At 61.3% G+C, this 15,909-nt stretch carries 13 protein-coding genes; 6 read left to right on the top strand and 7 right to left on the bottom strand.

Translation table 11 applies throughout. The features are described from left to right. Window positions 1-32: 32 nt before the first annotated feature. Complete coding sequence (locus ACXR0M_RS26095) at window positions 33-1,058, bottom strand: FecR family protein (protein WP_458834497.1); 1,026 nt, start codon at window positions 1,056-1,058, stop codon at window positions 33-35. Window positions 1,059-1,211: 153 nt separating this feature from the next. On the opposite strand from ACXR0M_RS26095, the gene ACXR0M_RS26090 reads away from it, so the two are divergent. Beyond that, window positions 1,212-1,481, top strand: coding sequence for a PepSY domain-containing protein (locus ACXR0M_RS26090; RefSeq protein ID WP_458834496.1), 270 nt, complete (start codon window positions 1,212-1,214; stop codon window positions 1,479-1,481). 56 nt (window positions 1,482-1,537) lie between these two features. Here ACXR0M_RS26090 and ACXR0M_RS26085 read toward each other — a convergent pair whose 3' ends face one another. Beyond that, on the bottom strand, window positions 1,538-6,364 hold the full coding sequence (locus ACXR0M_RS26085) for a dermonecrotic toxin domain-containing protein (protein WP_458834495.1): 4,827 nt from the start codon (window positions 6,362-6,364) through the stop codon (window positions 1,538-1,540). Between the two features lie 211 nt (window positions 6,365-6,575). On the opposite strand from ACXR0M_RS26085, the gene ACXR0M_RS26080 reads away from it, so the two are divergent. Then, window positions 6,576-7,616 (top strand): Ldh family oxidoreductase, encoded by a 1,041-nt coding sequence (locus ACXR0M_RS26080; RefSeq protein WP_458834494.1) that lies wholly within the window; start codon window positions 6,576-6,578, stop codon window positions 7,614-7,616. Between the two features lie 217 nt (window positions 7,617-7,833). Here the strand turns inward: ACXR0M_RS26080 and ACXR0M_RS26075 are convergent, their stop codons facing one another. Beyond that, complete coding sequence (locus ACXR0M_RS26075; RefSeq protein WP_458834493.1) at window positions 7,834-8,151, bottom strand: DUF883 family protein; 318 nt, start codon at window positions 8,149-8,151, stop codon at window positions 7,834-7,836. A gap of 153 nt (window positions 8,152-8,304) precedes the next feature. On the opposite strand from ACXR0M_RS26075, the gene ACXR0M_RS26070 reads away from it, so the two are divergent. Then, complete coding sequence (locus tag ACXR0M_RS26070) at window positions 8,305-8,559, top strand: hypothetical protein (protein WP_458834492.1); 255 nt, start codon at window positions 8,305-8,307, stop codon at window positions 8,557-8,559. A gap of 6 nt (window positions 8,560-8,565) precedes the next feature. On the opposite strand, the gene ACXR0M_RS26065 is transcribed toward ACXR0M_RS26070, so the two are convergent. After that, complete coding sequence (locus ACXR0M_RS26065; protein ID WP_458834491.1) at window positions 8,566-9,480, bottom strand: LysR family transcriptional regulator; 915 nt, start codon at window positions 9,478-9,480, stop codon at window positions 8,566-8,568. 84 nt (window positions 9,481-9,564) lie between these two features. Between ACXR0M_RS26065 and ACXR0M_RS26060 the strand changes: the two genes are divergently transcribed. Continuing rightward, the gene (locus tag ACXR0M_RS26060) at window positions 9,565-10,488 is read left to right on the top strand and encodes a carbon-nitrogen hydrolase family protein (RefSeq protein WP_458834490.1); all 924 of its coding nucleotides are present in this window, start codon (window positions 9,565-9,567) and stop codon (window positions 10,486-10,488) included. Between the two features lie 141 nt (window positions 10,489-10,629). Here the strand turns inward: ACXR0M_RS26060 and ACXR0M_RS26055 are convergent, their stop codons facing one another. From ACXR0M_RS26055 to ACXR0M_RS26045, 3 genes are all read right to left on the bottom strand, one after another. Continuing rightward, window positions 10,630-11,103, bottom strand: a complete 474-nt coding sequence (locus ACXR0M_RS26055; RefSeq protein WP_458834489.1) for an LEA/WHy family protein — start codon at window positions 11,101-11,103, stop codon at window positions 10,630-10,632. Window positions 11,104-11,168: 65 nt separating this feature from the next. Continuing rightward, the gene (locus ACXR0M_RS26050) at window positions 11,169-12,635 is read right to left on the bottom strand and encodes a nucleobase:cation symporter-2 family protein (RefSeq protein ID WP_458834488.1); all 1,467 of its coding nucleotides are present in this window, start codon (window positions 12,633-12,635) and stop codon (window positions 11,169-11,171) included. 194 nt (window positions 12,636-12,829) lie between these two features. Beyond that, window positions 12,830-13,723 (bottom strand): LysR family transcriptional regulator, encoded by an 894-nt coding sequence (locus ACXR0M_RS26045; RefSeq protein ID WP_458834487.1) that lies wholly within the window; start codon window positions 13,721-13,723, stop codon window positions 12,830-12,832. A 99-nt stretch (window positions 13,724-13,822) separates the two neighbouring features. Between ACXR0M_RS26045 and ACXR0M_RS26040 the strand changes: the two genes are divergently transcribed. After that, a complete protein-coding gene (locus tag ACXR0M_RS26040; RefSeq protein ID WP_458834486.1) occupies window positions 13,823-14,914 on the top strand; it encodes a polyamine ABC transporter substrate-binding protein in 1,092 nt (363 codons plus the stop codon). A gap of 16 nt (window positions 14,915-14,930) precedes the next feature. Continuing rightward, a complete protein-coding gene (gene speB / locus ACXR0M_RS26035; protein ID WP_458834485.1) occupies window positions 14,931-15,890 on the top strand; it encodes an agmatinase in 960 nt (319 codons plus the stop codon). Window positions 15,891-15,909: the final 19 nt, after the last annotated feature.

Below are 15,909 nucleotides of genomic sequence, written 5' to 3'. Positions count from 1 at the left end.
AACGGGGGCAGCGGCTTTTTTTGTGGCCGAAGTCAGGTCTTCGGCGGCTGGCGCGGTATCGAGTTGATCACCGGATCACCTTCGGTGTTGCGGGTCAGGTAGACCGGCAGCACCTTGGGCAGGGTGTTGACCAGACCGCCGAGCTCTTTGATGTTGTAGACGCCGCCAACGCGAATCGCGCCGGTGCTGGCGTCCGCGAGCTTCAGTGGCTTGCTCAGATAGCGATTGATCAGGGGCAGGGCTTCATTCAGCGCAAGATTGTCCAGCACCAGCTTGCCGCTGCGCCAGGCCAGCGCATTGTCATTGGGGTAGGTCTGGCTGATCTGTGGCATGTAGTCGCCATGCTTGTATTGCGCCTGCATCGCCGGCCCCAGGCGCAAACCATCGCCGGGCAGTGCCGCGTTGCTGGTGACCAGTACCGAACCTTCGATCAGATTGACCCGCACCTGATCTTCATACAGCCAGACATTGAAGCGGGTGCCGGTCACGCGGATCTTGCCTTCGCCGGCACGCACGACAAAAGGGTGGGCGAGATCATGGCTGACTTCGAAAAACGCTTCACCTTTTTTCAGCGTGACCCGGCGCTCGTCCTTGTAATTGCTGAAGGTAAGTTCGGTGTTGAGGTTGAGTTCGACCTGGCTGCCATCATTCAGGGTGATCTGGCGCACATTGTCGCTGGCTTCGAAGTGCTGGTAGCTGTTGGGCAACCAGCCCAGTTGCCAGCCGCCATAAGCGGCCAATGGCAACGCCAGGGCACAGACACAGGCGGCCATTGCGTAATGACGCCAGGCCGGAACCGGTGTGGGCAACGGCACATTCAGCGGTGCATCGTGGTTGGCATCGACCATCGACGGCGGGCGCGGCAGATGTTCGGCGACGGCCCAGATTTCCAGCATGGCTTCGTACTCGAAGGCATGCAGCGGATGCGCGTCGCGCCATTGCTCGAAAGCCAGACGCTCTTCGGCGCAGCAGTCGACCGCGTGCAGACGCATGCACCAGTGCGCGGCGGCATCGGTGATCGCATCGTATTCGGCTTCCGAGAGGGATTCTTGGGTCATTGACTCGTCCTGATTTGCTGCATTCTAACCTTGCGGGCACGGCGCCGAGAACATCCGTCATGGCAAATGCCCATCAAGGTGGAACTTATTTTTCCGGCTGACGCCCAAAAAAACGTATGTCTGATGAATATCATCCACAAATGGAGTGAAAAAATGATCAAAAAGACCTTTGCCGCTGTTGTTGCCACTGCCGCCCTGTTCAGTGCCGGTGCCGCCATGGCCGACCGTCCAGGTGCAGGCTGGGTGACCATCGAGAAGGCGATCGAGATCGTGAAGACCAAGGCCGGTTATGTCGAAGTGTATGAGATCGAGGCTGACAACGACGGCTACTGGAAAGGCGAGGGTCGCAAGGCGGATGGTGTGGTCTATGAGTTCCGCATCGATGGCGCATCCGGCAACATCCTGCGTGATCAGAAAGACTGAAACGATTACTCTGCAAGCAAATGCGCAGGCCCATGGGCCTGCGTTTTTTTTGCCGTTCAGGAACTCACCTCGACCGATTGCGCGACCGGGTCAAGTTGCCGGCCCATTTCACAGATCAGGAAGGCAATCGAGTCAGCGTTGCGCAGGATCGTGTTGATCCGGGCGCCAGTATTCTGTGGATCGAGAAACGCGCTCCGTGCCTCTTCCAGGGTCGGGCGCCCCGTCGCCTTGATGATTTCCTTGCCGATATGAGACATCCCTGGAATCGAATCCATACTGGCCCAATCGCCTAGTTCACGGCTCCAAACGGAAAACAGCTCTTCGTGAGGCGTGGCCAGTGAGAGGGCTTCACGCTGAAAACGCGTTTGGCTGACTTTCAGCGCTGCACCGTAGCCGGTGATCGTCGAAATCAGATCGGTAAACGGCCGCCGCGCTTCCAGCGAGGCAATGTCCACGGCGTGAGTAATCTGGTGGGCAAATTCGTGAATCAGGGTGGCAGCCTGGGCATGGCCATGCACATTGAACGGTTGAGTCAGGCCGTCGTGGTACCAGTCGAGCCCCTGGTTGAAGAACTTCTCGGTGAAGTGCACTTTGCGGCTCGAGTCGTTGTCCAGCACGAAGGCAATCAATTTGGATTGGCTGTATTTGTTTGAGCCAACGACAAAACGTTCGGTGTTCATCAGGTCTTCAGTCGGGTCCACCAGGGCATTGCAGATCGGCACGATGGCCTGTCTGATTTTTTCGAGCACGGCAGCGTCCACGCGCGGCACATCGAAAAAACCTCTGAGGAAAACGTCCAGCCGGGAGCCAATGGCGGGCTGCCGCAACTGGGTCAGGTTGTGCAAACTGTTGAACGCATAGTAGCGAGCCAGATCGATCGCCTGTGTCAGCAGCCGGGCCTTTTCCGGGTGCCTGGCGCGGATCTCGGCCATGCCTTGAGCCTCGATATTCAGCACTTGTCGGGTTTCCCGTCCATTGGCGTAGCGCTCATACATTTTCGACAGTGCCTTGCCGAAGTGCACAGTGTGCCGGTCCGGATCCAGCACCAGTTGCCGCGTCGCGGTGTGCTGCAACACCGGTCCGGGTTGGTCGATACCCTTGATGCGCCAGACTGCTCCGGGCTTTTCTACCGGATAGACTTTGCCGGCAATTGCGGCGTAGCGGGTTTTGCTGGCCAGATCCTGATAGGTACCGTCGGCCGGATTCGGTTTCAGGTCTTTCAAGGCAATCGACGACGCTTCGAATGACTGCAAGGTGGTGCGGTCCGGGCTCGTCGTCCGGATCTGCTTCCAGTGGCGGACGCTGAGCGATGTCGTGGTCGCTGTTGGCTCCGGCGTGACGTCCTCGGATGACAACGTCGACTCCAGTGACAAGCGCCCGAGCGAAACCATCTCGGCACAGCCGGCAATGAACGCGCCCAGTGCGCGGCTCCAGTGATGATCCTGCAGCGCTTCGGCGGAGGCGAGAAAGTCCTTGTAGCTGTGCCAGAGAAACTGCACATAGGCGACTTTGCCCGGCAACAGTCCCGATATCGGTTTGATGCTTGAATTGAACAGGTTTTTTGCAGCTTCCCAGTCTTCCTGCGCCGCAGAGAGCGCGTAGCCGTGCAGCAGGCGCGGCAGCAGTGCCAGGTTGTCCTTGAAAAAATGTTCCAGTGCATTGCCAGCGATGGGCGGCAGCGCCAAGCTGATTTCGCTGGTCAGGCCAACGCTGGCCTTGGACAAACCGGCAAAGATCGCTTGTTGATCGTCCGGCAAGCGGCGCAGCAGCAGGTCTTGCAGCGCGCCTGGACGGTTGAAGGCCGCGATCACAGCAGCATCGTTGTCGAACTCGCGGAAGACTCGCTCGCCATGATACGGCGAATACAACACCTGCGGCCCGGTTTCACCGGACGCCGGGCCGATCAGGTACAGGCCCAGCGCGTTGATCGCGGCTGCGCCTGCCGTCTTGATCAACTGCACCGGGCGGATCATGGCATTGGCGCCTGGCACTGTCTTGCGGGCAAGCGCGTCGGGCATGTCCAGCACTTGAATCAATAAATCGAAAGCGGTGGCGGATAGCCGTTGTTGCAGTTTCAACTGGTGGGCATGCTGCAGCAGTTGCCAGGGCAAGGCGCGAAGGAATCGACGCTTGCGCAGGGCCGCATCGGCGTCATCACCACTGAGGGCCGTGCTCAGGGTGTCAGTAAACCCTGGCAGATCCACAGACTGCAGCAGACTTCGCACGGCTTGCTGATCGAACCCGGCTGGCAATGGCTGCGCGCCGTTCGAGGCCACCGTGAAGCGGATCTGCCCGGCGAGGTGGGCGTGGTTCAGGGCAAAATCGACCAGGCTAACCGGCGGGCCGGCCAGCGCCAGAACGGGACAGATCTGGATGTGTTGCGGGTCGAGTTCCGTTGCCTGGTAGCGGCTGCTCAGCAGTGTCTTGAAAGCGCGCTGGATATAATCGCGCAAGGTCGGCAAGCCATGCAGATAGTCTTTGCCATCGACCACGTTGTGGCGCCACTGCTCAAGCAACTCCAGGTGTAATTGCTGCTCATCAAGCGGCGCCATGCCCAGCCAGGTGGGCAGCGTCTGTTGACGGTTGAGCGCGCGGGCAAGGGCGGTTGCCCTATTCAGATTGACCTCGAGCATCTGCTTGCGCAGGTGTTCGAGGGCTTGCTCTTGTCTGCTGGCGGACAGCTTCAGGCTGCGCACCCGTTCGCAGCGTTGCAGAAATTGCTCGATGGCCGATTGCATGCGGTTGCGCATCACGCTGTCGGTGATCAGACGCAGCGGACCCAGCGTGTAGCGCCGATGAAAGCCGTCGATCAGCGGCGAGAGATTTTCCAGCAGCACCAGACGCTTTACCGGATCGCGCAAGCGCTGGTTCAACGCCTTCCGGGCGTTGTCGATGGACGTGAATATTTCCAGGCCCATGGCCGGCGTCCACAACACCGCGCGTCCCGAATGCTGTGCGTCCAGCCCGCCGCGTTCAGTCAGCAATACGCAATTGGCCAGAGGTAATGGATCTGCAAGCCCGGTGGTTTGCACGCTGAGGGCCCACGCATCCGGGCGAAAGCCGTTGAGTCCATTGCGGTGCTGACGTTCTGGTCGGTCGGCGTTGAAGACGGTGTCGACGATCGCTTGCTCGGGACGCCGCTGACTGCCATTGAGCACGCGCAGCCGGGCCTCGCCGGTAACACCGACAAACAACGAATGCGCCAGTCTGCTCTCCAGGCCCTGCAGGTGCGCGCGTTGTTGCGCCAGAGTGGTCAGCGGCTGGGCCGAGAATTCTGCGCTGATCATCGGCAGAACGCTGCTGAAGACTTTTATCTGCGCGGCAGCGACATCCGCCAGCAGCATCGAAGGCAACTGGCTGCCGGTGATTGCCAGGCGTGTGCTCCAGCGTCCTCCCGTATCGAGCGGGAGCAGTCGTTCGTGGAGCATGGAGCGAATATCCAGCGCCTTGTCGAACAGTGCCGCTAAGTCGACGGCGCCATCGCTATGGCGAAACACCTGCAGAACATACTCGATGTTCTTGCGTTGCTTGGTGATGATGGCTTCGAGCAGTACCTTGAAAACGTCGCCGCCGATGACTTCGCCCGAGACCACCGGCTGCTCGAATCCGATGGAGCGCTGGCGCTCTTCAAGGCTCAACAGGCCATAGAGCTCATCGTCATGGCCGGTGGCCTTGAATCTGCTCAGCAGGGTATTTTTAAGATCCTTGTAATCCCTGAACACCTGCAAGCCGTGGGTCGGTGTGTACAGGCAGGCATCGGTGTGCAGGAGCATCAGTGAACCAGCCAGCTCCACATGGTTGGGCTGGTATTCCCAAAGCTGCACCGACTCCAGCGTGCCGCGTCGACCGGACACACTGTGCGGCTCGATCCAGGCCATGAGGTTGTCGCATTTGTCGGTATCAATGACTTCGCCCTCGCGCTTGAGCAGGATGTCCGCCCGGGCCTGTTCGCGCAGCATCCGGGTGAAAAAATCCTTTCGTGCATTGCCGTCCGCTGAAGGGGCGCTCCAGTAAGCCTGCAGACGCCGGGACAGCAGCGCGGGCAGTTTTCCGCAGACGCTGCTGACTGCCGCCTCCCAATGTTCATGGTCTGCGGCCAACACTGGTTTGTGCGGGTGAGAGTAGACCGGCGTCTGCACGCCCGGCCAGCCCGAATGGCGATAGTGCAAGAGCACGGCAAGGCCGAGGGGCAGGGTATCGAGCAAGCGTCCGGTGCCACGGGTTTGCGCCGGTTCATGGCCTGAGGACGCAGCCGCGTAAAAACTGACCCGGGTTTGACTTTGATCGACCCCGGGCATGGTGGTGGAGAGCTGATCCTTGAGGATGTCTTCGAGCAATCTGTCGAGTTCGGGTAGGCGCAGTAACTCCTCGATCATGCCTTGGGCGTTGATTTGCCGGCAGTGCTCGATGGCGGCTTTCTGATCGTCGAATACGTCACCTTCGATCAGCTCGAAGCTCACGCTGATGCCGCGTTTCTCCACCAGCAACTTGCGTGGCACGATGGCAAGCAAGGCCAGCAAGCGATCATCTTCATCTGCCGTGTTCAGGTGCTGCTCAAGGTGACGGGTCAGGCCTGCGAGGGTGGCGAACTTGCGCAGTCCGTCGAAAGGGCTGTACAGCAGGAAAGCCCGGTCTTCCGGGGTGCTGCTGAGGATGAAGCACCCGGCCAGAATCATCGGCGGCGCGCCTTCGCTGTGCAGCCGCACGCGATGGGCCAGCATCGGTGGCGTCTGCTCGCGCCGCAGTGAATCGGTCGCCAGCTGCACATGGGCCAACCAGTCGAAATCCTTGATCGACAGGCCGTGGGACTGACCCAGCGATCTCCACATTCCGGGAGCATTCAGGACCTGCGGGAACAGCAGTGGGGTAACGGGCGCAGACATTGTCGGGTCTCTATCAGAAAGAAAGCACAGACTAGAAACCCCTGGACGGGCGACGGTGGTACATAGTTACCGCACACAAATCAGCGAAATGTGCCGTATGTTGAGGACCGATCACCCGAACGGTTGACAGCCCCCCGGCCTGACGTGGTTAATCGACAGGCAAGCCGTTCAAACGCTGTTGTTCCCTCCAATAATCACTCTGGAGCTTCAGATGTCTGCGCCACACGATGCTGTGTCTTCTGCTGCCTTGCCTTCGCTGTCACTCGAGGCGTTGACGCAATTGCTTGAAACGATTTTCCTGCGCCATGGCACCTCCGCCGAGGTCGCGCGTTCACTGGCGGCCAATTGCGCCGGTGCCGAGCGTGACGGTGCGCACAGCCATGGCGTGTTCCGCATCCCCGGTTATGTCTCGACGCTCAAAAGCGGCTGGGTCAACGGCCAGGCCGTGCCCCAGGTCGAGGACGTTGCGCCGGGTTTTGTGCGGGTTGACGCCGGCAATGGTTTTGCCCAGCCCGCGCTGGCTGCAGCAAGGCCGCTGTTGGTGGAAAAGGCGCGCAACGCCGGGATTGCCGTGCTGGCGATTCGTAATTCCCATCACTTCGCCGCGCTGTGGCCGGACGTCGAACCGTTCGCCGAAGAAGGGCTGGTGGCGTTGAGCGTGGTCAACAGCATGACCTGCGTGGTGCCGCATGGCGCCGACCGACCACTGTTTGGCACCAACCCGATTGCCTTTGCCGCGCCACGGGCTGGCGGCGCGCCCATTGTCTTCGACTTGGCCACCAGCGCGATTGCCCATGGCGACGTACAGATTGCCGCGCGCAAGGGCGAGCGCCTGCCCGCTGGTATGGGCGTGGACAGCCTTGGTCAGGCGACCCAGGACCCGAAAGCCATTCTTGAGGGCGGAGCGTTGCTGCCGTTTGGCGGGCACAAAGGTTCGGCGCTATCGATGATGGTCGAGCTGCTGGCGGCGGCGCTGACCGGGGGCAATTTTTCCTTTGAGTTCGACTGGTCGAATCATCCTGGCGCCAAGACGCCGTGGACCGGGCAGTTGCTGATCGTCATCGATCCGGGCAAGGCCGCCGGGCAGAGCTTTGCCGAACGCAGCCAGGAGCTGGTGCGGCAGATGCACGGTGTCGGACTCAAGCGTCTGCCGGGTGACCGTCGCCATTGGCAGCGCGAAAAGTCGTTGGCCGAGGGCATCGTTCTTGACGAACAGACGTTGGGGCAGTTGCGCGAACTCGCCGCCGGCTGAGTTTTTTCAGGCGATAAAAAGGCGAGCCTGTAGGCTTAATGCTGTTTACTTAACTCTGTGGCGAGGGGATTTATCCCCGATGGGCTGCGAAGCGGCCCTAAAATCGTCAAGAGCGACGACTGCTTCGCAGCCGATCGGGGATAAATCCCCTCGCCACAAGGTTCTGTTAAGTGAACAGCATTAAGCCCCGTGGGCTCGCCTTTTTATTGCATCGGGTTTAGCGACGACCGAGCAACAAGCCCACCACCAGACCAAAACCGGCCGAGATCGCCACGGTCTGCCACGGGTGGCCGCCAATGTAGGTTTCAGTGGCTTCGACCGCCGGTTTGGTGCGTTCGCGCACGCTGGACACCGAATCCAGTGCCTGTTGCAGCTTCTGCGCGACTTGCCCGCGCAGGGTTTCCGCTTCCTCGCCGACCAGCGAGGCGCTGTTCTTGAGCAGTTTGTCGGACTCTTCGATCAGTTGCTGCAGCTCGCTGAAGGCTTGATCCTTGATTTGGTCGGCGGCGGCTTGCACGTTGGATTTACGGGCCATTAAGTGACTCCTTGCTAGTGAATGGACAGTGATCAATGGAGTGCGGCGCTGTCCGAAAAGTTGCACTGATTTTAGGTGCGAACGCAAAACCTGCGCGGGAGATTTCCGCCGAACGTGTAAGATGTCGCCATTTTACGCAGCAGGTATTTCCCCATGAGTTTCAATCTGGCCGACAAATCCCTCGCCGAGCGCGCGGCGCTGGAAGACGAGAAATCCCGTCTGTTCGAACTCTGGCAGAACAATCTGGGCAAAGCCAAAGGCGAAGCCGCCCGGTTATTCGGCGAACGCTCCAAGCGCAAGGGCAAATGGGCCGAGTGGGTGCGCTCGGAACTGGATGGCATGTCGCCGCCGGAATTCGCCAACATGGTGCGCAGTGAAGTCAACCGGCTGATGGCGGCCAACAAGTAAACGCGCTTACGGCGTGTTGAACGCGGCGGTGATCGCTTCGCGCACCTTGATCAGCAGCGGATCGGTCTGCGTGCTGGTGCGCCAGCCCAGTTCGATCGGGTAGCGTGGCAACGCCAGCGGGCAGGGCAGCAGTACCAGTCCGCTGAGGGCGGCAATGGCCTCGGCGGCATGTGTCGGGATGGTGGCCACGGCGTCGCTGCCTTTGAGCAGGTGCGGCAACGCCGCGAAATGCGTGGTCGAGGCGCAGACCCGGCGGTTCAGGCCCAGCGCCGCGAGGCCTTCATCGGTGATGCCGATGAAACCTCCCGACGACACCAGAATGTGTTCGCGGGCGACAAACTCCTGCAACTCGATCGACTGTTGCCCGGCGGCCAGGCTGCGCGGATCGACCAGACACGCATAATCGCCTTCGCCCAGCACCTGACGACTGAGCAAGCGTTCAGCAAACCCGCCGGCAGTGATCGCCAGATCGATGCTGCGCTCCATCAACGCACCGGCAACGATCTGGCTGTGGGTCTGGCGAAAGATCAGCCGCAGCTTCGGTGCGTGGCGGGCAATTTCTTCGATCAGGCGCCGACCGTAGGCGATTTCGAAGTCATCCGACAGGCCCACCGTCACCGAACGTCCGTCGTAGTGCTGCGCCTGCGGATCGACCATCGCCAGACTTTGCCGGCACTTGTTCAGCGCCTCGCTGACCACCGGTTTGAGCTGGTCGGCCTTGAGCGTCGGTGCCAGACCGCGCCCGGTGCGCACAAACAACTGATCGCCATACACCTCGCGCAAGCGCCGCAGTGCGGCACTGACCGCCGATTGGGTGACGCCAAGCCGCAACGCAGCGCGGCTGGCGCTGGACTCTTCGTGCAGGGCTTCGAAGACTTTCAGCAGGTTGAGATCAATCGTGGCGATATTCATCTGGTTCATATCATTCAGCAGTGATTCGGTCTTTATTCATGATCCCGCGCCACCGCAGAATCGGCAACACTTGAACCTGATGGAGTGTATGCAATGCCCAAATCAATTGTGGCGGCCCTGCAGATCGGCGCCTTGCCCGGTGGCAAAGGTGAGACCCTGGAGCAGATTCTGCGTTGGGAAGAAGCGATCAGTGAGTCCGGCGCAGCGCTGGTGGTGATGCCCGAAGCGCTGCTCGGCGGCTACCCGAAGGGCGAAGGCTTTGGCACGCAGTTGGGCTATCGCTTGCCCGAGGGCCGTGAGGCCTACGCCCGTTATTTCGCCAATGCTATCGACGTCCCGGGCGCTGAAACCGAGGCGCTGGCCGGGTTGTCGGCGCGCACCGGGGCCAATCTGGTGATCGGCGTGATCGAGCGCTCGGGCAGCACGCTGTATTGCACGGCGCTGTATTTCGATCCGCAAGCGGGGCTGGTGGCCAAGCATCGCAAGCTGATGCCGACCGGCACCGAACGGCTGATCTGGGGCAAGGGCGACGGCTCGACGCTGCCGGTGCTCGACACCCAGGTCGGCAAGCTCGGCGCGGTGGTCTGCTGGGAAAACATGATGCCGCTGCTGCGCACCGCGATGTATGCCAAGGGCGTTGAAGTCTGGTGCGCGCCGACGGTGGACGAGCGCGAGATGTGGCAGGTCAGCATGCGCCACATTGCCCACGAGGGTCGCTGCTTTGTGGTCAGCGCCTGTCAGGTGCAGGACTCGCCGCAGGCGCTGGGCGTGGACATCGCCAACTGGCCGGCGGATCGCCCGTTGATTGCCGGCGGCAGCGTGATTGTCGGGCCGATGGGCGATGTGCTGGCCGGGCCGCTACGCGGTGAGGCGGGGTTGCTCACTGCAGAAATCGATACCGACGATCTGGTGCGGGCACGCTATGACTACGACGTGGTCGGCCATTATGCGCGGCCGGATGTGTTCGAGTTGAGTGTGGATGAGCGGGCGAAGCCGGGGGTGCGGTTTACCGCGTAGCTTCGGACATACACATAACCTGTGGGAGCTGGCTTGCCAGCGATAGCGGTGTATCAGCAACCGTGATATCGGCTGATTCGACGCCATCGCTGGCAAGCCAGCTCCCACTGGGTTTTGTGGACCGTTTCGATACCTCGTTTCTTACCACGTCGCCGCAGTGCCTTTCGGCAAACTGAGCTTGCCACTGTCGACAAAACGCATGGTGCCGAACACGCCGCCTGCCAGTTTGCCGCGCAGTACGTAAGGCAGGTTGTCGAGGGTTTGCGTCTGGCTCAGGCCGAGGGTCTGGCGCAGCACCGCGAACGCGGAAACGCTGACTGGCACGCTGACCACGGTTTCCGAGAAGCGCGCAATCGAGCCGACCTGATCGCTGACGCCCGAGGCCAGGGGCCGGCCATTGACCTCCAGATCGAGGGCGATGCCGTTGTATTCGATGGCGGTTTCATTGGGGTTCTGTACCCGCAACTTGATGGCGAAGCGCACTTCCAGGTCCTGGCTCGGCAACGGTTCGAGGCCGACTACATTGATGTTCACCGGGTCGCGGTTGGGGAACAGCGCGCAGGCGCTCAGGGACAACAGCAGCAAGGACAGGATGACGGCGTGGACGCGGCGCATAAACAGTCTCTCAACGAAAAGGGCTGAACCGTTGCCGGCTCAGCCCTTTTGTTCAAGGCGCAGCGTCAGCGGTTCAACTGTGCGACCGCCGCTGCCGATGCAGGTTCAGCTTTGCCCGGCAGATCGGGGTTTTCCATGACTTGCAGAATCGACGCTTCAGGATCGAAATCGTCCTCTTCCAGCTCGATGAACTCTTCCGGCAGGAAGATATTCAGCACGATAGCGCACAACGCCCCGACGGTGATCGGCGATTCGAAAATGTTGCGCAGCGCCTGCGGCAATTCGCGCAGTACTTCCGGCACGGCGGCGATGCCCAGGCCCATGCCGACGGAAATCGCCACGATCAGCATGTTGCGCCGATGCAGGCCGGCCTCGGCGAGGATCTTGATCCCGGCCACGGCCACGGTACCGAACATTACAAGTTCGGCACCGCCGAGCACCGGTTTTGGCATCAGCTGCAGCACCGCGCCGATCATCGGGAACAGCCCCAGCAGCACCAGCAGGCCGGCGATGAAGAACGCCACGTAGCGGCTGGCAACGCCGGTCAACTGGATCACCCCGTTGTTCTGCGCAAAGGTCACCATCGGCATGCTGTTGAACACCGCGGCCATGGCCGAATTGAGACCGTCGGCGAGCAAGCCGGATTTGATCCGGCGGATGTACAGCGGGCCTTTCACCGGTTGCCGCGAGATCATCGAGTTGGCGGTCAGGTCGCCGGCCGCTTCCAGCGGAGACACCAGGAAAATCACCGCCACCGGCACAAACGCTATCCAGTCGAAGTTGAACCCGTACTTGAACGGCACCGGCACACTGACCAGCGGCACCTCGGGCAGAGTGGCGAAATCCACGGTGCCCATCAGCCACGCGACCACATAGCCAAGGGTCAGGCCGATCACGATGGCGCCCAGACGCAGAAACGGCACATCAACGCGATTCAGTACCACGATGGTGCCCAGCACCAGCGCCGCCAGGAATACATGGCTGGACGCACCCAGATCGGCAGCGCCGAAGCCGCCGGCGATGTCGGTCATCGCCACTTTGATCAGCGACAGGCCCATCAAGGTGATGATGGTGCCGGTGACCACCGGGGTGATCAGCATGCGCAGTTTGCCGATGAACTGGCTCAGCACCACTTCGATGAACGCGGCGAAAAAGCACACGCCGAAGATCGTCGAGAGAATTTCATCGGTGCCGCCGCCCCGGGCCTTGACCATGAACCCGGCGCTGAGGATTACGCTGATAAAGGAAAAACTGGTGCCTTGCAGACACAGCAGACCGGAACCGACCGGGCCGAAACGCCGCGCCTGGACGAAGGTGCCGAGGCCGGAGACAAACAGCGCCATGCTGATCAGGTATGGAATTTCGCTCTGCAGACCCAAGGCGCCGCCCATGATCAGGGTCGGGGTGATGATGCCGACGAAGCTGGCCAGCACATGTTGCAGCGCGGCAAATACCGTGGCGGTCAGGTGCGGACGGTCGTTGAGGCCGTAGATCAGATCGTTGTTGCGCGGGACTTTTTCAGAGGCGGTCATGGTGTTTTGCGCGCCGCGAGGCGAGGCCGGGTCAGAAAATGGAGGCGCAGGATGCCGGAAGCGGGCGGCGAGGGCAACGAACAAAAATTGCCTGAAAGGTCAGGATTTACAGGCAAAGTCAAAAGATCGCAGCCTGCGGCAGCTCCTACACCAGTCACCTGTAGGAGCTGCCGCAGGCTGCGATCTTTTGTTCTTCAAACAAACGCTGCGAGCAAATCCTCCTCGAACGCTTTCTGCGCATCCCCCGGCACCTGCGCCCGATGCCGAGCCAGATGAAACGCCACTTCGAAACTCAATTCGCCGGGGCGCAATGCGCGCAGCAGGCCTTTGTCCTCCCAGCCCCGTGCATAGTGATTCGGCAGATAATCGATGTGCTTGCCGGAAAGAATGAAAGCCAGCGTGCCCTCGACCTGCTCCGAACGCGCAGAAAAGCGCCGCTCCGGCAGCGGCTCACCGGCGCGCAGGACCCGGTACGGGTGATCGACCCGGTCGCAGGCCTGCAACTGCGCATCATCCGGCGCCTCGACCGTGAACAGCGGATGCCCCTGGGCGCAATACAGATGCTGGGTTTCGCTGAACAGTTCGCGGTAATCGAATGCGCTCTGCACCTGCGAAAAATAACCGATGGCCAGGTCCAGCCGCTGTTGCAGCAGCAGGCGCTCCATTTCCCCGGGCATGGCGCTGATCAACTCGATGCGCACCGATTCATCGCGTTCGCGAAAACGCCGGATCGCCTCCGCCACCTTTAATAGCACCGATTGATCCAGCGCTTCCGACAAGCCTAGCCGCACCTCACCGATCAGCCGCCCGGCGACGCCGTTGGATTGGTGGCGGAAGGTTTCGATGGATTCGAACAGCGTGCGAATCGCGATCAGCAACTGCTCGCCCTTGGGCGTGACGCCGAAGCCGCCCTTGCCACGACTGCACAAACGATAGCCGAGGCGGGTTTCCAGCTTGGCCATCTGCTGACTGATGCTCGACTGGCTCAGGCCCAACTCACCTTGCGCCGCACTGAAGCCGCCGCACTCCACGACCCGCACAAACAGACGCAGCAACTGCAGATCGACATCGTGAAGTTGGCCGAGCATCACATTACTCCGGAATAAAGTCAGGTTAACAAACTTGATATTTTGCCAATGTATCCGAGCGCGCATCCTGCAACCACTTTCTCTTGTCAGGTGTTCGCCATGGCTCCCGTGTTCAAGCTGAGTTTTCCCGCGCTGTTGATGTCCGTGGCCCTGCACGCCCAGGCCGAGGAGCAGACCCTCAACCTTTATAGCTGGGCCGATTACGTGCCGGCGCAAACCCTGCAGCGCTTCGAACAGGAAACCGGGATCCACGTGCGCTACGACACCTTCGACACGTCGGAGGTGCTGGAAACCAAACTGCTCACCGGCGGCAGCGGCTATGACGTGGTGGTGCCGTCGTCCAGCGTTCTGGCCCGTGGACTGGCGGCCGGCGCCTTGCAGGAAATCCCCCATGATGGCCTCAAGGGTTACGCCAACCTCGATGCCGATCTGCTGCAGAAACTGACCGCAATCGACCCCGGCAATCGCTACGCCGTGCCCTACACCTGGGGCACGCTGGGTCTGGGGCTGAACGTCGAGGCGGTGAAAAAGCGCTTGCCGGACGTGCCGCTGAACAGCCTCGATCTGCTGTTCAAACCCGAATACGCCGGCAAGCTCAAGGACTGCGGAATTGCCGTGCTCGATTCGCCGCAAGAGGTGATCGGCCTCGCGCTGCATTACCTCGGCAAAGATCCGTACAGCACCGACAAGACAGATCTGGCCGCCGCCGAAGCCTTGTTGCAGAAGCTGCAGCCCTCGGTGCTGTACGTCGCCACCGGCCGACAGATCAGTGATCTGGCCAATGGCAGCGTGTGCCTGGCACTGACCTACAACGGCGACGTGAGCATGGCCGCCGATCAGGCGCACAAGGCCAATAAACCGTTCGAAGTCGCCTACCGGATTCCGCGCGAGGGCACGTTGATCTGGCAGGACAACCTGGCCATCCCCAAGGACGCGCCGCACCCGCAAGCGGCACGGGCATTTATCGAGTTCATGCTGCGTCCCGAATCGGTGGCCGAGCTGACCAACACGCTGTTTTTTGCTACCGCCAACCAGGCCGCGACGCCGCTGGTGGATGAGGCAGTGCGCAACGATCCGGACATTTTCCCGCCCGCCGAGGTGCGCGAGCGCCTGTACGCCGACCGCAGCATGAACCTCAAGGACCTGCGCCAGCGCACGCGCCTGTGGACCACTTTCCGTAGCCATCAATAATAAAGGGAGCACACCGATGGACGTGCCGATGCTCAACGACCAGGCGATGACCCGCGACAGCCTTTACGGCACCGCCGCCGAAAGCACCTACGCCGGGATTACCAGTTTCATGCGTCGCCGCTACAGCCGTGACTTGCGCGGCGTCGATGTGGCGGTCAGCGGCGTGCCGTTCGACACCGCCACCAGCAACCGCCCGGGCGCGCGCTTCGGGCCACGCGGGATCCGCGCCGCGTCCACCGGGATTGCCTGGGAACGCCACTGGCCGTGGGCGTTCGACCCGTTCGATTATCTGGCGGTGATCGATTACGGCGATTGCGACTTCGATTACGGCTCGCCGCATACCATCCCGGAAAGCATCGAGGCCCACGCCGAACGGATTCTGGATGCCGGTAGCGCGATGCTGACCTTTGGCGGCGACCACTTCATCACCTATCCGCTGCTCAAGGCCCATGCCCGTAAACACGGCGCGCTGGCGCTGATTCACTTCGACGCACACAGCGACACCTGGCCGGACGAGGACGGCAAGCGGGTCGATCACGGCACCATGTTCTGGCACGCCGCGAGGGAAGGGCTGGTGGATCCGGCGCGTTCGGTACAGATCGGCTTGCGCACCACCAATGACGATCATCAAGGCTTTCAGGTGCTCGATGCGCGTCAGGTGCATCGGCGTGGCTGCGAGGCGATTGTCGAGGCGATTCGCGCACGGGTCGGTGACCATCCGGTGTACCTGACCTTCGACATCGACTGCCTCGATCCGGCCTTCGCTCCCGGCACCGGCACCCCCGTCTGTGGCGGCCTGAGCACGGTGCAGGCGCTGGAAATCCTCGGCGGCTTGCGCGGGATTAATCTGGTCGGCATGGACGTGGTGGAAGTCGCGCCGGCCTACGACCATGCAGACGTTACATCGCTGGCGGCGGCAACCCTGGCCATGGAAATGCTCTGCCTGTACGCCGCCCGGCACAAAGTCGACCTATAGCCCCTGTAGGAGCTGCCGA

This window comes from Pseudomonas sp. Eth.TT006, from assembly GCF_054456575.1.
This window is presented reverse-complemented; position numbering and strand designations above follow the sequence as displayed.